Source organism: Chryseobacterium sp. C3 (genome assembly GCF_014218905.1).
GTDB classification, from domain to species: Bacteria; Bacteroidota; Bacteroidia; order Flavobacteriales; family Weeksellaceae; genus Chryseobacterium; species Chryseobacterium mucoviscidosis.
Map to the genome: position 1 here is coordinate 128,534 of NZ_JACLCU010000005.1, position 19,883 is coordinate 148,416.

The 19,883-nt window shown below is 36.3% G+C and carries 15 protein-coding genes; 5 read left to right on the top strand and 10 right to left on the bottom strand.

Features of this window, described 5'->3' with window-relative positions; translation table 11 throughout:
• Nucleotides 1-28 precede the first annotated feature (28 nt).
• On the bottom strand, nt 29-2,902 hold the full coding sequence (locus tag H6W53_RS12480; RefSeq protein ID WP_185207247.1) for a carboxypeptidase regulatory-like domain-containing protein: 2,874 nt from the start codon (nt 2,900-2,902) through the stop codon (nt 29-31).
• 252 nt (nt 2,903-3,154) lie between these two features.
• Here H6W53_RS12480 and H6W53_RS12485 point away from each other — a divergent pair, with 252 nt between their 5' ends.
• Nucleotides 3,155-4,345 carry an endonuclease gene (locus H6W53_RS12485; protein WP_116097241.1) on the top strand — a complete coding sequence of 397 codons (1,191 nt, stop codon included), beginning with the start codon at nt 3,155-3,157 and terminating at the stop codon, nt 4,343-4,345.
• 48 nt (nt 4,346-4,393) lie between these two features.
• Nucleotides 4,394-4,816, top strand: coding sequence for a DUF6146 family protein (locus H6W53_RS12490; RefSeq protein WP_185207249.1), 423 nt, complete (start codon nt 4,394-4,396; stop codon nt 4,814-4,816).
• A 48-nt stretch (nt 4,817-4,864) separates the two neighbouring features.
• Here H6W53_RS12490 and H6W53_RS12495 read toward each other — a convergent pair whose 3' ends face one another.
• Both H6W53_RS12495 and rho read right to left on the bottom strand, forming a co-directional pair.
• Nucleotides 4,865-5,461: a superoxide dismutase gene (locus H6W53_RS12495; protein ID WP_194304471.1), complete on the bottom strand. Its 597-nt coding sequence runs from the start codon at nt 5,459-5,461 to the stop codon at nt 4,865-4,867.
• Nucleotides 5,462-5,956: 495 nt separating this feature from the next.
• Complete coding sequence (gene rho, locus H6W53_RS12500; RefSeq protein ID WP_185207251.1) at nt 5,957-7,807, bottom strand: transcription termination factor Rho; 1,851 nt, start codon at nt 7,805-7,807, stop codon at nt 5,957-5,959.
• Nucleotides 7,808-7,953: 146 nt separating this feature from the next.
• Here rho and H6W53_RS12505 point away from each other — a divergent pair, with 146 nt between their 5' ends.
• From H6W53_RS12505 to H6W53_RS12515, 3 genes are all read left to right on the top strand, one after another.
• On the top strand, nt 7,954-8,343 hold the full coding sequence (locus tag H6W53_RS12505) for a DUF4293 family protein (protein ID WP_108410436.1): 390 nt from the start codon (nt 7,954-7,956) through the stop codon (nt 8,341-8,343).
• Between the two features lie 174 nt (nt 8,344-8,517).
• Nucleotides 8,518-9,438, top strand: a complete 921-nt coding sequence (locus tag H6W53_RS12510) for a M28 family peptidase (protein ID WP_185207253.1) — start codon at nt 8,518-8,520, stop codon at nt 9,436-9,438.
• Between the two features lie 172 nt (nt 9,439-9,610).
• Nucleotides 9,611-11,449, top strand: a complete 1,839-nt coding sequence (locus tag H6W53_RS12515; protein ID WP_185207255.1) for an ABC transporter ATP-binding protein — start codon at nt 9,611-9,613, stop codon at nt 11,447-11,449.
• A gap of 422 nt (nt 11,450-11,871) precedes the next feature.
• Here H6W53_RS12515 and H6W53_RS12520 read toward each other — a convergent pair whose 3' ends face one another.
• The 7 genes from H6W53_RS12520 to rsfS all read right to left on the bottom strand — a co-directional run bounded on the left by H6W53_RS12520 (nt 11,872) and on the right by rsfS (nt 19,849).
• A complete protein-coding gene (locus H6W53_RS12520) occupies nt 11,872-13,662 on the bottom strand; it encodes a hypothetical protein (protein WP_123956579.1) in 1,791 nt (596 codons plus the stop codon).
• Nucleotides 13,663-13,846: 184 nt separating this feature from the next.
• Nucleotides 13,847-14,824: a helix-turn-helix transcriptional regulator gene (locus tag H6W53_RS12525; RefSeq protein WP_116099421.1), complete on the bottom strand. Its 978-nt coding sequence runs from the start codon at nt 14,822-14,824 to the stop codon at nt 13,847-13,849.
• A gap of 349 nt (nt 14,825-15,173) precedes the next feature.
• Nucleotides 15,174-15,830, bottom strand: a complete 657-nt coding sequence (locus tag H6W53_RS12530) for a phosphatidylserine decarboxylase family protein (RefSeq protein WP_108409246.1) — start codon at nt 15,828-15,830, stop codon at nt 15,174-15,176.
• A 4-nt stretch (nt 15,831-15,834) separates the two neighbouring features.
• Nucleotides 15,835-16,707: a phosphatidate cytidylyltransferase gene (locus tag H6W53_RS12535; protein WP_185207257.1), complete on the bottom strand. Its 873-nt coding sequence runs from the start codon at nt 16,705-16,707 to the stop codon at nt 15,835-15,837.
• A 25-nt stretch (nt 16,708-16,732) separates the two neighbouring features.
• A complete protein-coding gene (locus H6W53_RS12540) occupies nt 16,733-17,314 on the bottom strand; it encodes an LUD domain-containing protein (RefSeq protein WP_076391567.1) in 582 nt (193 codons plus the stop codon).
• 136 nt (nt 17,315-17,450) lie between these two features.
• Nucleotides 17,451-19,463: an ATP-dependent zinc metalloprotease FtsH gene (ftsH, locus tag H6W53_RS12545; RefSeq protein ID WP_185207259.1), complete on the bottom strand. Its 2,013-nt coding sequence runs from the start codon at nt 19,461-19,463 to the stop codon at nt 17,451-17,453.
• A gap of 23 nt (nt 19,464-19,486) precedes the next feature.
• The gene (gene rsfS / locus H6W53_RS12550; RefSeq protein WP_087708630.1) at nt 19,487-19,849 is read right to left on the bottom strand and encodes a ribosome silencing factor; all 363 of its coding nucleotides are present in this window, start codon (nt 19,847-19,849) and stop codon (nt 19,487-19,489) included.
• Between the last annotated feature and the right edge of the window lie 34 nt (nt 19,850-19,883).

The following is a 19,883-nucleotide window of genomic DNA, read 5'->3' on the forward strand; positions in this document are numbered from 1 at the left end:
TTTTTTAGAATAATTAGTGAATTAATTATTAGAATCTAAACTGTAAATTTACAAAATATGATCTTCCCTGAGTGTACCAGTATTTTGGTGCAAACAAAGTATATTCTCTGCTTAAATCTTCTGAGAAACTTGGATAAACCGCATTTCTGGTCTGTTCAAATCCTCCGGTAATGTATTTTCTGTTATTTAAAATATTATTAACTGTTGCGGAAATTAAAACATAATACTTACCAATCACCCAAGATTTTCCTGCATTTGCATTCAGGAAGAATGATGAAGGTAATCTGTTAGGCTCAAGCACTTTTCTCAGGTCACTTTCCGTAAGTCCGTAATATGGTGTTCCGGAAACATTATTCTGAACGAAAGATTCTGTTCTTACCAACGCAGCAGGATCCAGATAATTTTCATCAAAATAGTTCCAGTTCGCACCAAACCACCAGTATTTCGGGCTGTTGTAACGGAAACCTAAGGAATACGCCTGTTGAGGAGTTCCTCCCTGACGATAATTGTTAATATATGCTTTTCCAAGATCTATATAAGGAAGACCGTTTGCAAAAACTCCTACTGCATCTGATGCAAAATAAGTTCTCGGATCATTCTTATAAGTATACTGTCCAATGCTCGCTAAACCTTGCAATGATAATGTAGGTAAAACCTTAACATCAACCCCTAATTCAACTCCCATATTTCTTTTCTTAACATCCGTCATTACCTGAGATACGAAAGCACTCTGAACATTGGTCTGGTTACCGTCTGCATCCACACTGTTTAATGGAATACCATCTGCAAAGAATCTCTGAACCGTAGTTTCGTTGTCTGTATCTACTAAATATCCTGTTAATCTTAATTTTAAGAAAGGAGAAGAAATAACATAACTAAGGTCATTTGCATTTACCGTCATGCTCTTCACATTAGGTGCTACAGATCCGTTTACTCTAGGATTTACAAATAGATCTTCCAGATAAGGTGCCTGATTGTAGTATGCCCCGTTGTATACAAAGAAGTTTCTACCATTCAGTCTGTAAACAACCTGTCCTTTCAGACCGTAGTTCCAGTAGTTATAATCCATTCCTTTTCCGTAAGAATCTTTGTATAAATAATGGTTAAATAAACCTTCTCTGTTGGAAGAAGAATATCCCGCCAATGCAGATACAAATACATCAAAAGCTCCTGCTGTAAATCTTACCCCTGGATTTACTTTTACTTCCTGTCTTCTGAAAATATAATCGTAAGTCATTTTATCACCTACTTTTTTTGTTACATTTTCTTCACCCTGATTAAATAATCCAGATTTTCCAGGTTGGTTTGTTGCCGCAAACGGATCTCTGTTCAGTACAAAATCAGCACCTAAAAGATCGTTTACTTCTCTGTACTGCTCAGAACGGTAGTTCTGATAAGATACGTTTAATAAGAATTTCGTATTATCGTTGAAGTTGTGAACAAAGTGAGTAGATGCATTCCAGATTTTATCATCGCTTACATCATTTACCAAATAGTATAATGCTCTTTTCCCGGTCTGTCCGTAGTAAGTTCCTGCAGGCTGCTGCATATTTCTTTGGTACAATCTGTCCCAGTTAAGCTGTGTAAAGTTCGGATCATTGGAAGTCCATCCGTTCATAGCTGCCTGAAAAGCCTGTTGTGCCGTAGTTCCTGTTACTCCCGTTGGAAGTGTTACAGAAGCATTCGGATCTAATGAGTCGTAGTAGCTTGGTAAATTTCTGTAGTATGTAGGAGATGGATTCTGTACATTCTGCCAGTCTAAACGGGATCCTTTATCTTTTCCGAACTGGTAAGATACAGATGTCCAAAGAGTATTATTCTTATTAATTTTCCAGAAATCCTGAATCTGGAAGATCGGCTGGAAACCTTTTCTTACTCTTTCACTTCTCTGCTCTCCGTCCTGATATCCCCAATAAGAATTGTAATGAACTCCTCTGTAGTTGTACACTTCCTGAGTACTCGGACTCGCGGTAGATCTTCTGTAAGGCGCACCGATAAAGTTGAAAGTCATCGTGTGCTTATCGTTAAATTTCTTTTCAATTCCCAAATAAGCTCCGTAAGCATCATAGAAGGTTCCTTCCTGAATACCTTCTTCCGCCCATCTTCTTGCTCCCATTGCAGTAAACGCCCATCCGCTTTTGCTCATTCCTGAGCTGTAACGTAGAGATGTTCTGTTTCTGTAATTTCTGTTGGTTAAAGACTGAGTAAACTGAAATCCTTTTCTGTATTCACTCGCTTTAGTATTTTTATAAACTACTGAGCTGTTTCCACCAAAAGCATATTCCGAAGGTGAATGGTTTGCAGAAATTTCAGGGTATCTTGTAATTTCGTTAAGTCCTCCCCAGTTTCCAAAATCTACATTACCATTATCAGACTTGATCATGGAAACACCATTTAACATGGTTTCTCCAAATCTTCCATCGATTCCTCTTGGACGGAACCAATAAAATCCTAAATCAAACGCTGCGATTCTGCTGAAAATATCCTGAGATGACTGTAGTAGACCTACTGTAGAAGCCTGTCCGCTGTTGCTGTCCTCATCGTCTCCATCACTGTCAATGATTGCTAAACCTTGATCCGCGCTTGTAAGTGCAGAATATAGGGTGATTGTCCCTAAATCCTTTTTCTTCTCACTGTCCATTACATCAAACTCCATTACTTTGGTTTCGTAATTCGGTTTTGTAATCACAATTTGGTAATGCCCCGGCTTCAGGTCTACAAACTGGAAGTATCCGATTTTGTCAGCCGTTACATCATTGTCATTCCCTTTAAGATCTACTTCTGCCCTTTCAACGGGCTTTCCTTCAGCATCTTTTAAATAGGCAGAAACCGTAGTCTGTGCAAAATAGTATGATGCTGGAAGTAAAGTAAATAAAGAGACTAATGATAGTTTTTTAATCATGAGTATATTTATTTTTTTAAATACTTTTCTTGTTAATTCTCAACAGTTTAAAAGTTGGGGACGCAAATTTAGTCAAAATTTAGAATTTACAACTTTTTTTACGTTATTTTTTCTTAACATTGCAAGCTTTTAAGAATCATTATAAATAAAAACGTAAATACCACATTTTAAATTTACAAATATTTAAAATAGCGGGAAGTTAAAAAAAAGTAAATTTGCAGATTAAATAATATTAATAATAACTCTAAGAGAATGAAGAAATTTTTGAGTTTTTTTGCCATCATTTTTTCGATAATGGCATTTTCACAACAGCAGGGAAAACTGAGAAAGGTGGCTACTGTAGGTTTTTTGAATGTGGAAAACCTTTGGGACACCATTCAGTCAGCAGATTATATCGACGGGACTAAAGATATTAAAAATCCGGCTTTCCACAGAAGCATTCCATTGGATTCCGTTAAGTTTTTGGAAGCTGAAAAATACGACGGACCATGGAGCGATGGCGCTTTAATCGGTAAAAAAGTAGTAAGATACCAAGGCGGCTCGGAAGAATTCACTCCAAAAAGTGCTAAAAACTACAATACGAAAGTGTATAAGGCGAAACTTGCCAACGAAGCCAAAGTAATTTCTGAAATGGGAGCGCAATATACCAAAACGGCTCCTGCAGTCGTAGGTTTAATTGAGGTGGAAAACAGACAGGTTATTCAGGATCTTATTAATGAACCGGCACTGAAAAAATATGATTACGGAATTATTCATTACAATTCTTATGATTACAGAGGAATTGATGTGGCTTTGATTTATCAGAAAAGAAGATTTACCCCTACCAATTCTCTGAAAAAAGAACTGAAAGTTTTCGGTGACGAAGGAAAAAGAGAATATACCAGAGATATTTTGGTGGTTACAGGTTTCCTTGATAATGAAAAGGTAGCATTCTTCATGAATCACTGGCCTTCAAGAAGAGGGGGGGAAGCCGTTTCTCTTCCTAAAAGAAATGCAGCAGCAGCTTTACTGAAACAGCAAATGGACAGTGTAAGAGCAGCAGATCCATCAACAAAATTATTTGCAATGGGAGATTTCAATGATGATCCTGTAAGTGCAAGTTTGAAGAATCATCTTAAAGCACAGCCAAGCCCGAAAGATTTAAGTGACGCCAATCCTTATCTTAACTTAATGTACCCTTTATACAAAAAAGGAGTTGCTTCATTAGCGTATCAGGATGCACCCAACTTATTTGACCAGATTATTGTTTCTAAAAATTTAGTTTCAGATCAGGTAACAAAAGATTATTCGGTTTATAAGGCTGAAATTTTCGCTCCGGCTTACTTAGTGAATAAAGAAGGAAATTACAAAGGCTACCCTTTCCGATCATGGAACGGCGACCAGTTTACCGGCGGTTACAGTGACCACTTCCCGGCATTTGTAGTCCTCCAGAAAGAACCATAAAAATATAAGGCACTCAGATTGAGTGTCTTTTTTTTGTAAATTTATAAGATGAAAAATTTAGTTTTACTGTTAACACTTTCTTTATTTTCATTCAATTGTTCTGCACAGAGCAATCCTAAGAATGAAAAAGAAAAGTCGGAAATGAAACCATCAAAAAATGATGATGGCGAATGGGATCTTACGGTAATCGATACTCAGTTTGATTATTTTCTGAATGCGATTGCAAAGCCAATCAGCCAGTATTCTGAATCTTATCTGAAAAACAGAAATACTTTTCTGGTCACAGAATGGAATTCGTATTACAATTCCGGACGATACAGAAACATCATTGAATCCTCGATTGATTATGATCCGAAGGAAAAATACGGTATTAAATTCGAATACAAACTGTATCAGGTTTTTGCTTATGTAAACTGGAAATACGGTCTGAAAATGAACGGACTTTCGGGAAGTGACACCACAAGATATTAAAAAAGGTTCAGAGCAATTCTGAACCTTTTTTTTATAAACCGTTGAAAATTATTTGTTGAATAATTCTTCTACTTTATCCCAGTTTACCACTTCGAAGAATGCTGAAACATAATCAGGTCTTCTGTTTTGGTAGTTTAAATAATAAGCGTGCTCCCAAACGTCAAGTCCCAAAATAGGTATTCCTTTTACGTCTGCAACCGGCATTAACGGATTATCCTGATTCGGAGTTGAAGAAACAGTAACGGAACCGTCAGCATTTTTTACCAGCCAAGCCCATCCTGAACCGAATCTTGTTTTAGCAGCATCAGAAAAATCTGTTTTGAATTTTTCGAAACCTCCGTAAGCTTCAATAGCAGCTTTTACGTTTCCTACCGGTTCTTTGCTTCCGCCCGGAGTTAAAATTTCCCAGAATAAAGTGTGATTAAAGTGTCCTCCTCCATTGTTTCTTACCGCTGGTTTATCAATTCCTGTCTGGCAGATTTCTTCAATAGTTTTTCCTTCAAGATCAGTTCCTTTAATCGCATTATTTAAATTGTCTACGTATGCTTGATGATGTTTTGTATGGTGGATTTCCATTGTTCTTGCATCAATTGTCGGCTCCAATGCATCGTAAGCATATCCTAGTTTTGGTAATTCAAATGACATAATTTTATTTTTAATGTTATTACCCAAATTTAGCCATTATTTAATCTATATTCAAAAAATGGGGATTACTTTAATAAATCTTTAACATTGATATATTGATTTAGAATGAATTAAATTTTTATGGTAAGAAAGTTTAATGACGGAAGCTTATCAATTTTAAAAAATTTATTTTTGATTTAAAGTTGACAACAAACCAAAGAGTTAACAAGAATTTTTCCAGATTCTATTCTAATCTTTCATTAAACTCTTTCAGGATCACAAATTTTGTGAAGCCAATGAAATATTGAAATATCATACAAAAACCCTAGCCTCGATTGCAGCAATTGTCTGAGCTCATTTAATGATTTCGGCGGCGGCTCCGCCGCCGCCGAAATCATTAAATAGCGAGTGCGGAAAGCGAGATAAAGCTTCAAAAAAATAATTTAATTTCAAACTAAAAACGAAAAAGCACGAACATTAAACGTCCGTGCTTTCTCTTAACAAATTAAATTCAATTTATTTATTCATTGACATCAGGAATTCTTCGTTATTCAAAGTTCCTTTGATGTTTTTGTCTACAAATTCCATTGCTTCGATTGGATTCATTTCAGAAAGGTATTTTCTAAGAATCCACATTCTCTGGGAAGTAACTTCATCCAGAAGCAGATCGTCTCTACGGGTACTTGAAGCCACCAAATCAATTGCAGGATAAATTCTTCTGTTGGCAATTTTTCTGTCCAGTTGAAGTTCCATGTTTCCTGTTCCTTTAAATTCTTCAAAGATTACCTCATCCATTTTAGAACCGGTATCGATAAGAGCTGTTGCGATGATCGTTAGAGAACCTCCTCCTTCAATCTTTCTTGCCGCTCCGAAGAATCTTTTCGGTTTATGGAGTGCATTTGCATCAACACCTCCCGATAAAACTTTACCTGAAGCAGGCGTTACGGTATTGTAAGCTCTTGCCAGTCTTGTGATGGAGTCTAATAAAATAACTACGTCATGACCACATTCTACCATTCTTTGTGCTTTCGCCAGAACAAGGTTAGCCACTTTTACGTGCTTTTCCGCCGCTTCATCAAAAGTAGATGCAATAACTTCTGCATTCACGCTTCTTTCCATGTCGGTAACTTCTTCCGGACGTTCGTCGATCAGAAGAACCATCATATAAACTTCAGGATGATTGGCAGCGATAGAGTTGGCAATATCTTTCAGCAACATGGTTTTACCGGTTTTCGGCTGTGCTACGATCATTGCTCTCTGTCCTTTCCCGATGGGAGCGAAAAGATCCACCACTCTTGTAGAAATAGTAGAGCCTTTTCCGGCAAGATTGAATTTTTCCTGTGGGAAAAGCGGCGTTAAATATTCAAAAGCCACACGGTCTTTAATGAAAGCAAGATCACGTCCGTTAACTTCTGTGGGTCTTAATAAGGAAAAATACTTTTCTCCTTCTTTCGGTAATCTTACAATCCCTTTTACGGTATCTCCGGTTTTAAGACTGTAATTTCTGATCTGTGCCGTAGAAACGTATACGTCGTCCGGTGAAGAGATATAACTGAAGTCTGAAGAACGTAAGAATCCGTAATTGTCCGGTAAAATTTCCAAAACCCCTTCAATACTTACCATTCCGTCGAAACTGAATTCCTTTTTAGGAGCTTCGTGCTGTTCCTCCGCTCTTTCAGAATGCTGCTGTTGCTGCTTATTCTGATGCTGGTTTTGGTTTTGATTCGGATTTTGGTTATGGTTTTGGTTTCTATGCTGGTTTCCGTTGTTGTTCGGATTGGTGTTTTGTCCTTTTGGGGATCTAGCCTGATGTTGAGGAGTATTATTCGGCTTTTCTTCTGCTGGAGCAGCTTCCTGAGATTCTGTGTTTTTTGGAGCTTCTGTTTTTTCCTGAGGCGCTTCTGCATTGGTTGTATTGGCAGGAGAAACTCTTTTCCTCTTTTTCTTAGCTTGTGCTGCTGCAGTCTGTTCTTCTGTTGCTGCTGCAGGTTCCGCTTTGGTTTCTTCAGATTTTTGTTCTTCAGAAACGGGTTCTTTTACTTTGGCTTCTGCTTTTTCTTCTGCTTTAGGTTTTGTTTCTTCCACAGGTTTCGCTTCAGCTTTTGTCTTTGCTGCCGTTTTTTTCGGAGCCGCTTTTCTGGCAGGAGCCTTCGCAGGTTTTTCTGCCGGTTTTTCTTCAGTATTCGTACTGATTTCAGTAGCGTTGAAATATTCTTTTGCTACTTTTGGATTGGAGGCCTGAAAGTCAAGAATTGCAAAGATTTTGTCATTTTCAGTGCTGTTTCTTGCCACTTTAACGCCCAAATCCTTTAAGATTTTAGTCAGTTCCGTTACGGATTTTGACCTTAACGTTTCAATGTTAAACATATTTAGTGTAAAAAATGTAATTAATTGTGAATAAGAAAAGTAAGTCAGGTGACTGTTGTTTTCAAGTACATTCGTATAATGCAAATCTACACTTATTTTTGAATTGTGCAAAATTTATATTACTTTTGCGTAGAATTAAATATTCAATGCTACAAAGAATACAGACTATATGGACTTTTTTAGCAGTGTTGGCTGCTGTATTTCTGTTCATTACAGGAGAAGATGTTGTTATTTCAGACAGCTTTCCTGTGATTAATATCGGATGTATTATCCTTGTTTTGGTGGGAGTACTCAGTATTTTCAGCTTTAAAAACAGAAAAAGACAAATTCTGCTGAATAACATCAGCATTATTATAAACGCTTTGTTGATTGGTGTATTGATGTACTGGTTACTAAAATTATCCGGAGGAATAGATTTTCCTGAGAAGGGTATTGAGCCGGTTTTCTCATTAATTGCGGTGATCTGTCTGCTTATAGCAAACATTTACATCAAAAAAGATGAGAGGCTCGTAAAATCTGTAGACAGACTTCGATAACCTTACAACGATTTTTTGAGTGAGAACAGCTTCTTTTAGGAGCTGTTTTTTTATTTGTGTATTTTCAGAATTATTCGTCTTTAGGAGATGTATTCCTATTATTTTTCAACTGAATATATTTTCCGTGCAACATTTCCGTTTATATTGCGACAGATTGTTTATAAATTATTAAAAATGAAAAAACTCACTTATCTTACTTTTTCGCTCTTTTCAATATTTTCTTTTGCACAGGAAGTTTCGACGGAAAGAGTGCAAACTGTGCTTGCAACTCTGGCTTCCGATGAAATGAAAGGCAGAGAAATCGGAACTGCTGAAAATGATAACGCCGCCAATTATATCGCAAAGCTTTTTAAAGAAAACAATTTAGATTTCTGTACCGGAAATTCTTATCTCGTTCCTTTTGAATACAAGGGAAAAACCGTGTATAATGTATGCGGCGTTAAAAAAGGTAAAACAGAAAAATTCTTAGGATTTTCCGGACATTTTGATCATATCGGAACCAGCAATAATCCTAAAGACAATATTTACAACGGAGCCGATGATGATGCAAGCGGAATTACCACTCTGGTAGGAATTGCAGATTATTTCAAAAATAAAAAACCTGAGTTTTCTTTGGTCTTCATGGCATTTAACGGAGAGGAAAAAGGAATGTTGGGTTCCAGAGCCATTTCAAAGGACGAGAATTTAAATCCGATTTATGATAAAATGACTGCGCTGTTTAATTTTGAAATGGTGGCAACAGAATCTGCATTCGGAAAAAACGCTTTGTTTATGACGGGCGATGAATTTTCGGATCTTGATGAATTGTTTAATAAAAATGCGGCAAACGGGTTAAAAATAAATCCTGATCCTTATGCTTCAGAACAGCTTTTCTACCGATCAGACAATGTGAGTTTCGTTAAGAAAAAAATTATCGCGCATTCTTTTTCTACGGTTGATATGACGAAAGCGACGCATTATCATCATGAAAACGATGATGTAAATGTGGTGGATTTCGAGAATTTAACCACCATCATCAATAATTTCGGGAAGACTTTAGACAAACTTTCGCCAAAGAATTTTGAACCGAAGTATAACGATAAAGTGAAATTTTAAAATTCGATATCTAAAGCCACCTTTCTTCGGGTGGCTTTGTTTTTTCTGAGAAATATCTGCACGAAAATCTGTAACAAAATATGTGGTACATCAACTTATTATAAAGTAAAAGTCGATTAAAAACGTCTTATCATTTTAATTACGTAATTTTGCTATCCAATTTTTTCATTGAATGAACGAATATAAAAAAATATTAAAATTCGCCAAACCACACCAGAAATACATTTTCGGAAGTTTATTTTTCAACTTATTATATTCTGTATTTCAGATTGCTTCTTTAGGAACCATTCTTCCTGTTTTGGGAATGCTTTTCGGAACTATTAAAAGAGAAGATTTTGAATCTCCGCCTGTTTATTCCGGAAACCTTACAGATTTATTTCCTTATCTGAAAAACTACTCCAATTACTACATCCAGACTTTAGTGGATGATTATGGTACGCTGAATGTTTTAGCATGGCTCTGCGTCATCACAGCATTTATGTTTTTATTGAGGAACCTTTTCAGGTATTTAGGATCTTTCCTGTTGATTAATTATCGTGTAGGCGTTACAAAAGATCTGCGCGGAGAAATGTACCGTAAGGTTTTAGCTTTGCCGGTTTCATTTTTTACAGAGAGCAGAAAAGGAGATATGATGTCGCGTATGTCTAATGACGTAGGCGAAGTTGAAGGCAGTATTTTAGGAAGTTTGGTAGAGCTGATTAATGCTCCGTTTATGCTTGTGAGTACCTTAATAAGTTTGTTCCTGCTAAGTTCTGAATTAACACTTTTTTCCCTTCTGGTTTTACCGGTGATGGGAACTTTAATCGCGTTAATCGGGAAAAGTCTTAAAAAAGATTCTCACGAAGCCCAGAATGAAATGGGAACGATATTTTCTATTGTTGATGAAACTTTAAAGTCTTCAAAAGTAATTAAGATTTTCAGCGCAGAAAAGATCATGGATAACCGTTTTATGGGTTCTATGCAGAGATGGATCGACAGTTCGATACGATTGGGAAGAAAGAAAGAACTCGCGTCACCAATCAGCGAATTTCTGGGCTCTGTTACCTTCTTAATCATTGCATGGTATGGCGGAAAGCAGATTGTTGTGGAACACAGCATTGCGCCACAGGATTTTTTAGTTTTTTTAGGAATGTTTTTCCAGATTTTACCTCCGGTAAAAAGTTTATCGCAGTCGATTTCAAACGTGCAGAAAGGAGAAGCTTCTTTGCATAGGGTTTTGGAAATTCTTGAAGCTGATGTAAAAATTGAAGAAGTTGCTAATCCTGTAAGTATTTCGACGCTTAATACAGCTATTGAGTTTAAAAATATCGGTTTTTATTATGATAAAGAACACGCCATTCTTAAAAATTTCTCTTTGAGTATTCCAAAAGGAAAAACGGTAGCTCTTGTCGGACAAAGCGGAAGCGGAAAAACAACGATCGCGAATCTTCTGGCAAGATTTTATGATGTTTCCGAAGGGGAAATTCTGATTGATGGGGTAAATATTAAAAATTTAAGGTTAAAAGAATACCGTAAGCTTCTCGGGATGGTTACCCAGGAATCTGTATTATTTAATGATACGGTGTACAATAATATTCTGATGGGGAAACCTGAAGCCACCAGAGAAGAGGTAATTGCAGCAGCCAAAATTGCCAATGCAGATAACTTTATCACAAATCTTCCGGATGGATATGATTCTAACATCGGAGATGACGGAGGAAAGCTTTCAGGAGGACAGAAACAGAGGGTTTCCATCGCAAGAGCCGTACTGAAAAATCCACCGATTATGATTCTGGATGAAGCGACTTCTGCTTTGGACACCGAATCGGAAAGATTTGTTCAGGATGCACTGGAAAAAATGATGGAAAACAGAACGTCTTTGGTTATTGCCCACAGACTTTCTACCATTCAGAAAGCGGACTGGATTGTGGTAATGGAAAAAGGGGATATTGTAGAACAGGGAACCCATCACGATCTTATCGCGAAAAAAGGTGTTTATCACAAACTTGTAGAATTGCAGAATTTCGATTAATTCTGTTTACAATAAAATTAAGAAAGAGTATTTCGAAAGGGTTAAAACCTGAGGAATACTCTTTTTTTTATTTGAATATCCTTTAAACAACCTATTACTATGCACTGATATGAAAATCAATTATTTATAACAGGCACTTCGACAAGCTCAGTGTGACACCTCTAATACTAAACACTTGATTTCTAACGATGTCAAGCTGAGCCTGTCGAAGCTTTAGATTAATAAACGGACAATCAATTTTTTTTATTAAACGGATTCAGTTTCAATGCAAGATTAAAAACCAATATCTTTATGAGTCAGGTTTTCAAATTTCCAATTATGGCTTCATTTAAGCTTATTATTTCTACAAAACAAAAGCTTCTGCAACATGAACGATGCAGAAGCGACCTTTAAAAACTATATAATTGTGACTATTATATTCTTTATTGTGTATTTATTCCATTAAATTCAGCTTGTTTTATTGCCCATGCAAAAGCATTCGCAGAGATAATTGAATTATAAACATCCTGATCTAATGCATCTCCTCCTCTTCCATAAGAAGTTTTAACAACCGGCAAATTACTTCCGTTTACTTCAAAAGGACAAATAGTATCAGAAGCACCACAATTTGAATTAAAACCACCATCACCAATCCATATGAAATTCAGTGTTTTATGCTTAAATGCAGTGACTCTTCCTGCTGTACCTCCAGGTGAAGCCTGTGATAAATCAGAATCTGTAGAATATATATCTATTTCGCTGGAAGGAATACCTGATGCATAAGTAGTTGCTGAAGCATCTTCTCCCCAAGTCTTGCCTCTTGCATCACCAAAAGGTCCGTTTATAATTTCATCATTAATTACAGGAAGTCTGTACAAAGCACCCGCTGCATTTACACCACCTGTTGTAATGGTATTATCATTAAATACATACCTAAAAAGTCTTTGCATACCTGCATTGGATTCACTGAATGCCAAAACAACTCCTCCTTTCACCAAATAATCTGCAATAATATCTGCTTCAGCATCAGAAGGTGCCCATGAATATCCTATAACCATAATATCAACAGGACTTGAACCAGAAAGCCAACCTTGCAACTGAGCAATACTAGGACTATTTCCACCATTAATTCTTGTAAACCCTTCTGCTTTTACTACACTTGTTGCTGTAGTCCCAAAATTTGAGGCTGTACTAATCATTCGTCCAGATGCTGCTATTCCTGAAAAATTATACCCATATACATTTTCTGAAGTCCCTACTGCGAGTAATCTTTTAATTGGTATAACTACAACTACACTTACCGTACATGTTGTAGATACACCACCTTGGCTATCAGAAGTTATGGTAATTGTTTTAACCGAAGTAGAAGTAGGCGTGCCCGTTCCTTGTAAAGTAATGTTTTGATTTCCAGTTGCTGTAAAAGTTCCGGAACCACTAAAAGAAATTCCATCAACTGTATTAGTGGTAATCGTGTAACTTCCCAGAGAAGTAACATTTACAGGCAATGTTATTGTATTTGAAGCCGTGAGAGGCGTTCCTACTTTATATACACCATTTACTATTGCTTTTCCACAACTCATTGTATAGGTTGCTGCAGGGCTTAGAACAGTAATCGTAACTGGTGGTGTACACGTAACATCAACCCCATTGGCAGAAAGCTGTATTGTGTCTGTTTGTATCGCGGCAGGAGTTCCCTGTCCCGGAATTTGTATTGTTTGTATACCTGTGTTCAAAAAAACTCCTGTTCCATAAAAATTATAACCGTTAGTTGTGGTGCCCATAATCGTATAATTTCCTATTTTAGTAACATTTACCGTCACACTAAGGTAATTGGATGTTGTTAATTCTTTTCCTTTTACGTAACTTCCCACAGCTTTTGTGTTAGAACAATCGATTGTAAAAACCGATTTTCCTATCTGTCCGCAGACGCTTTTCCATTCATTATCTGCAAGGCTCCAATAGTTCAGGCAGTCTTCTGTGGTATTGTAAACCGTAAGACCATCATCATTTGCCGAGTTGATGACTATCGCATTTCGCTGAGTTTCTGTAAGACGCGGAATGAGAATTCCCTTATTGCTATTTCCTGAAACAATGTCCAGAACAGAATTAGTATTGGGCGAAGAAGTATTGATCCCTACTGCTCCGTTGTACTGCGAAAAAAAATTTTCAAAAGCAAAGAACAGAACAATCAGTAATGTTCTTGCTAAACATCTGGTAATTTTTGTATTCATCATTTTTTATTTTTAGATTAAAATTTTAAATAAAGATTATAATCTCTGCAAAATTAGTCTCTGTAAAAATGATGTAACAAAATTTTTGATACGCAATGTTACTCACGCGTAGTAAAACTCACACATTATTAACATTTTAACACAAATTCAGAATTCCGGATGATAAAAATCTGAAAACTGCATGGTCTTATATTTTAAGAAGAAAGCTGTTGATATTAATATCGGAAGGAATATTCAGTTTTTTTCGTATTCTGTACTTTTTACTTTCTACGGCTCTTATGCTGTTATTGGTACACTGGGCAATTTTTTTCGTATCGAAATCCAGTTTCATTAATGCACAAAAATAGAGTTCTGAATGAATGAGGTTAGGATTAATCTCTAAAATAGCGGGGATGAAACCCGGAAAAAAGATTTGAAATCTCTCAAAAAACAAAACTGAATTTTTCTCTGCCAGTCTGAATATTTCCTCAATATTTTCGTCCGTAAGATGATTTACCAACATCTGGTTTTTCATGAGCTGAGTATTGGTTTTTATAAGATCTTCAATTGTTGAATCCTTAATTTTTGTGTTTTTCATTAATCCGTTGATAAGTTCATCTTTCTGGCTTATAAATACCATATCTATTAAAAAAGAAACGATAGAAAATAAAATATTAATGAGTTTTATGGTAATGTAATCTTTGTTTTGTAAAAATTTGCTTCTCGGTAAAAAGCTAAAATCATAATAAAGACAGATAATAAAATTAAAGCTGATGAACAGAGCTAAAAAATAAATTTCAATCTTGTCTTTACGGTAATTGAAGAAAAGAGGTATGGCAAACAGAATACTGAAATAGAAATATTCTATCCCAGCCATTTTTGATGTATAGATATTAAAAAAGCTTACAATAAGAGTAAGGAATACAAGAATGCTGGTAACTGTTATCTTGATATTCTTATGAGACTTTTTTACCTTATCTTCAATTGAGATCATCAATATCCAGAATAGGGTAATGATGATCAGGAAAACAGAAGCAATAATATCCCTGTAAAAAGTAATTATAAAAAGAGAGTAAAATAAAAATATAAAAAAAAGAAAAAGTAAATAGCGATTAATTAACTGATCATAACCATTTTCAGAATTATCCACTTTTTCTCCTTTATGGAAGAAAAATTTGTAAATCATTGAGTGTGTTTTTTTAGAACTGAATTTATCGTTTAGTACTTTAAATTCAATATTGCAAATATACTAAAACCTGATAAACTATTTTTACCTTCAACCCAAACATCTTAAAACCCCGATTTTTACATTGAAGAATAAATTCCAATAAAGTAATACATCGAAATTATCGGTAAATTGTCTGGTGTCAATTAAAGGTAAAGTTAGCAGATCAGAGGATCTTTTACACACTATGCCTCCACTCAATTATACGTATGCGTAGTAAAGCGTAATAAAAGACTGTGCAAACTCTTAAAAAAACAAAAAGAGAGGCTAAAAAAACCTCTCCTGTATTATAATAATTTTGTATCAGATTCTATTCTTCCTTCATTCTGGCGATCACATCAAGACCTCCTTTCGTAATGTCACCAATTTTACATACAATTTCTGTATCTAACGGAAGAAATACGTCCATTCTGGAACCGAACTTAATGAAACCGAACTCGTGTCCCGCTTTTGCCGTATCGCCCTCATTACAGTAGAAAACGATTCTTCTCGCAACATATCCTGCAATCTGTCTGAAAACCACTTTATGATTGGTTAAACTTTCCACTGCAACGGTTGTTCTTTCGTTTTCCGTAGAAGACTTTTCATGCCACGCTACAAGATATTTTCCCGGATGATATTTCTTATAAATTACGTTTCCTGAAACCGGATATCGGCAGATATGAACATTCAGCGGAGACATAAAGATAGAAACCTGAATGGCTTTTCCTTTGATAAACTCATCCTCTTCTACTTCTTTTATCATTACCACTTTTCCGTCTACCGGAGCAATTACATTCTCTTTGTGATCGAGAATTTCACGATTCGGAACTCTGAAGAACCAAAATACTAAACTGTAGATTACCAGTAATGGCAGAATGATCACCAACGACCACATTTCAAGAAAATAAATCGCCAATGCGCCCAAAATGATGAACAGAATGGTGGCAACGGTAATGGTTCCTTTTGATTCTCTGTGTAATTTCATGAGATTAAATAAATTTTTCTAAAATAAAGTACAAATATACGACAGGAACACAAATAATGAAACTATCCAGCCTGTCTAATACACCTCCATGTCCCGGAATGATGTTTCCGCTGTCTTTCACGGCGAAATTTCTTTTCAGTTGGCTTTCTACCAAATCCCCGATCGGCGCGAAGGTAGCAACCAGAAAACCTACTACCATCCAGTTTCCGCGAAGATCCGGATGATAATATTCTACAAAGTAAGACAGGATTAAAGTAAGAACAACACCGCCAATATAACCTTCCCATGTTTTTTTAGGAGAAATTTTAGGCGCCATTTTATGTTTTCCGAAGAATTTTCCGGTTAAATAAGCAAAGGTATCGCTGCTCCAGATCAGGATGAACAGAAACAGAACTTCTAAAGAAAAACTGTCGTCATAGCTTGTAAATTTAGGAAGTCCCAAAGCAAAGCTGAAAGGCAGCGCCACATAAATTACGGTGAAAATAAGCTTTCCGCTGTCAAAATATAATTCGTTCGGGAATTTAAATAATGTAACAGCAGCAATCACGATAAGAACCATCGCAAGGATTTCACTGAGCCTGAAATCAAAAAAGAAATCAAAATTGAAATACCTTTTCGAGAAGACATAAAAAATAAAAATTACCAAAGGAAAAACAACAAACCGTTCATAGCCTTTCCCGAATTTCATGATTTTAAAACATTCCCAAGAACCGACTCCCATTAAAAGAGTGATTAATCCGTAATACAGATACTGCTGCTTCACGAGATCCGGCGAAATACTGTTGATTAAATTGGCTCCAAGCGGAGTGGTACAAAGAATAATAACTGCTACGTAAACAATTCCTGATAAGGTTCTTTGAATGAGATTTTTGTCCAAGATGTTAAAATTTTAAATCTGATGCTTAATCTTCAAGCAACAATAAAAACAGTTTTGTGTTGGTATGGGAAGAAGTATCCATTTTCGACTGTCCGCCGCTGATGGAAGTCAGATTTTTGATATTTCCGTTTCTTTTGATCTTTCCCATCGCATCATTCAGGTTGTTCACAATCTGTGAAATATTCGCCATAATGATAATTTTATCCGGCAGTCTGGAAGAATGATAATGAAGGATATTATTGTGAGAAAGCATAATTCTTCCGTCGTACGCAATAAGATATTCGCAGGTAATGAAACTTGCATCATTATTGCTCTGAAGTTCAGAAGTATACGGTGTTTTTACCACATTAAGGAAATTCTGAAGATCTTTATCCCAACAGAATATATTATGAATTCCTTCAATTTTAATAATCTGGTTCAAAGTCTGTAACGCCTCCGCTTCATCAGCACAGTAATTAAAAAAACCTCCGGAATGCGTAAACAGTTGGGCAAACTTATAGTCGAGATCCGCATTTTTCAGGGAATCTCCTAACTTTTCCAGACTCTGCTTTTCTTCCTGCTCAGGCTGGTTGGTAAGTTTGCTTACAATCTTCTTAAATAAATTCAATTTAATCTATTTTTAGTCAACTTTATACAAAAATATAAATTAATCATATAGAAATCCAAAAACATACCGAGAAATATAAAAAAACCCGACAATTTTGGAACTGTCAGGTTTTGTGTTATTTAAATTCTAAGAAATTTTAAAGCTGTGTAGGGCTTTCAGGAGCCTGAATTTCGCTGTCTCCTTCTTTCTCTTCAACAAGAATCTGTTCTTGTGGTTCTTTACCATCCGGAATCGTATTGGTAACAGGTTTCTCTGTTAATTCGGGATCCCATGCTCTTTTTCCGAAAATTTCTTCAAGATCTTCACGGAAGATTACTTCTTTTTCTAACAGCTTACTTGCCAAAGCATCAAGCTTGTCTTTATTCTCAGTTAAAATCTGAACTGCTCTGTCATACTGATTTTCGATAATTCCTTTGATCTCAATATCAATTTTCTTCGCTGTTTCTTCAGAATAAGGTTTTCCGAAAGAATATTCAGACTGCCCTGAACTGTCATAGTAAGAGATATTCCCGATATTCGGACTCAAACCGTAGATGGTTACCATTGCCTGAGCTCTTTTCGTTACACTTTCAAGATCAGAAAGCGCTCCTGTAGAAATATTATTGAATATCACCTGCTCTGCAGCTCTACCTCCCAATGTTGCACACATTTCGTCCAACATTTGTTCTGTAGTTGTTAACTGTCTTTCTTCCGGAAGATACCAAGCTGCTCCCAAAGAACGTCCTCTCGGAACAATAGTTACTTTCAATAGCGGTGAAGCGTGTTCTACCAACCATGAAATCGTGGCGTGCCCTGCTTCATGATAAGCAACTCTTCTTTTTTCAGAAGGTTTAATGGCTTTATTTTTCTTTTCAAGACCCCCGATAATTCTGTCAACTGCATCAAGAAAATCCTGTTTCGTTACCGAAGTATGGTTATTTCTTGCAGCAATCAGGGCAGCCTCATTACAAACATTAGCAATATCTGCTCCACTGAATCCCGGTGTTTGTTTTGCCAAGAATTCGCGGTCTACATTATCATCAAGTTTGATTTTCTTTAAATGAACATCAAAAATCTGTCTTCTTTCGTGCAATTCCGGAAGGTCTACATAAATGGAACGGTCAAAACGTCCGGCTCTCATTAAAGCTTTATCCAGAATATCCGCTCTGTTGGTTGCAGCCATTACAATAACGTTTGTATCCGTTCCGAAACCATCCATTTCAGTTAAAAGCTGGTTCAGCGTGTTCTCTCTTTCGTCGTTTCCGCCAGAGAAATTATTTTTTCCTCTTGCACGTCCGATGGCATCGATCTCATCAATAAAGATAATCGCTGGAGATTTTGCTTTTGCCTGAGCAAAAAGGTCTCTTACTCTTGAAGCTCCTACCCCGACAAACATTTCCACAAAATCTGAACCTGAAAGCGAGAAGAAAGGAACTTTCGCCTCTCCAGCTACTGCTTTTGCCAGTAATGTTTTACCGGTTCCCGGAGGACCCACCAAAAGAACTCCTTTCGGAATTTTACCTCCCAGTTTGGTATATTTTTCTGAGTTCTTAAGGAAATCTACAACTTCCTGAACCTCTTCTTTAGCACCTTCAAGACCTGCAACATCTTTAAATGTTACCTGAATTCTTTCTTTTTCGTCAAAAAGTTTTGCTTTAGACTTTCCGATGGAGAAAATTTGTCCGCCAGGTCCGCCTCCGCTTCCCATTTTTCTGAAAAGAAGGAAATAGAAAATTCCTAAAATCGCAATCCAGATTAATGCCTGAATTAAAAAGCTCGTTAACGGGCTTTCGCCTTCCGCATAATCTTTAGACGTTTTTATCGCCGGATTTTGCAGTTTTATGGCATCAAATTTTTCAAGGAAAAGTCTGAGATCTCCATATTTAAGCGAATAATCTGCCTTTGGAGTCATCATAAGCCCCGAAAAAGGATTGGATTTATCGTCTTTCTTTACTGTTGCTGTTTTGGCAGCCTGTGTTAAAAATACATCAGCTTTCTGAGCCTGTTTGTCAATTAAAACTCTCTGGATTTTTCCTGCCTGCATTTCTCTGAAGAAACCGTCTTCATCAATTGTCTTACCTGTGCTGTCGCCCATAGAATTGGCAACAAAGAACAGCACAAGTGCTACAATCATGATAGGAAAAAACCAGTTAAATCCTTTATTGTTCATTTATACTTTTTAAAATTTAATAATTAATTTTCGATTCTCGTAATCACAGCATCTCCCCAAAGTTCTTCAATATCATAATACTCTCTTACTTCTTTCTGGAAAATGTGGACTACCACGGAAACGTAATCTACCAAAACCCACATGGAGTTTTCGGTACCTTCTACGTGCCAAGGTCTGTCTTTAAGGTCGTTTCTTACTTTTTTCTCTACACTTCCCGCCAACGCCGAAACCTGCGTATTTGAGTTTCCGCTACAAATGATGAACGTTTCTGCTACTGAATTTTCGATATTGGAAAGATCAAAGATCATGATATCTTCACCTTTTACATCCTGGATAGCCTCTACAATTTTATCTATTAGCGCTTGTTTTTCTACTGTTTTATTCATTAAAAAATACTATAATCTGCAAATTTATTGTTTT

What these genes read in the sequence shown, in the direction of transcription:
- H6W53_RS12480 (WP_185207247.1), bottom strand. Translation starts at nt 2,902, where the DNA reads ATGATTAAAAAACTATCATTAGTCTCTTTATTTACTTTACTTCCAGCA.
- H6W53_RS12485 (WP_116097241.1), top strand. Translation starts at nt 3,155, where the DNA reads ATGAAGAAATTTTTGAGTTTTTTTGCCATCATTTTTTCGATAATGGCA.
- H6W53_RS12490 (WP_185207249.1), top strand. Translation starts at nt 4,394, where the DNA reads ATGAAAAATTTAGTTTTACTGTTAACACTTTCTTTATTTTCATTCAAT.
- H6W53_RS12495 (WP_194304471.1), bottom strand. Translation starts at nt 5,461, where the DNA reads ATGTCATTTGAATTACCAAAACTAGGATATGCTTACGATGCATTGGAG.
- rho (WP_185207251.1), bottom strand. Translation starts at nt 7,807, where the DNA reads ATGTTTAACATTGAAACGTTAAGGTCAAAATCCGTAACGGAACTGACT.
- H6W53_RS12505 (WP_108410436.1), top strand. Translation starts at nt 7,954, where the DNA reads ATGCTACAAAGAATACAGACTATATGGACTTTTTTAGCAGTGTTGGCT.
- H6W53_RS12510 (WP_185207253.1), top strand. Translation starts at nt 8,518, where the DNA reads ATGAAAAAACTCACTTATCTTACTTTTTCGCTCTTTTCAATATTTTCT.
- H6W53_RS12515 (WP_185207255.1), top strand. Translation starts at nt 9,611, where the DNA reads ATGAACGAATATAAAAAAATATTAAAATTCGCCAAACCACACCAGAAA.
- H6W53_RS12520 (WP_123956579.1), bottom strand. Translation starts at nt 13,662, where the DNA reads ATGATGAATACAAAAATTACCAGATGTTTAGCAAGAACATTACTGATT.
- H6W53_RS12525 (WP_116099421.1), bottom strand. Translation starts at nt 14,824, where the DNA reads ATGATTTACAAATTTTTCTTCCATAAAGGAGAAAAAGTGGATAATTCT.
- H6W53_RS12530 (WP_108409246.1), bottom strand. Translation starts at nt 15,830, where the DNA reads ATGAAATTACACAGAGAATCAAAAGGAACCATTACCGTTGCCACCATT.
- ftsH (WP_185207259.1), bottom strand. Translation starts at nt 19,463, where the DNA reads ATGAACAATAAAGGATTTAACTGGTTTTTTCCTATCATGATTGTAGCA.
- rsfS (WP_087708630.1), bottom strand. Translation starts at nt 19,849, where the DNA reads ATGAATAAAACAGTAGAAAAACAAGCGCTAATAGATAAAATTGTAGAG.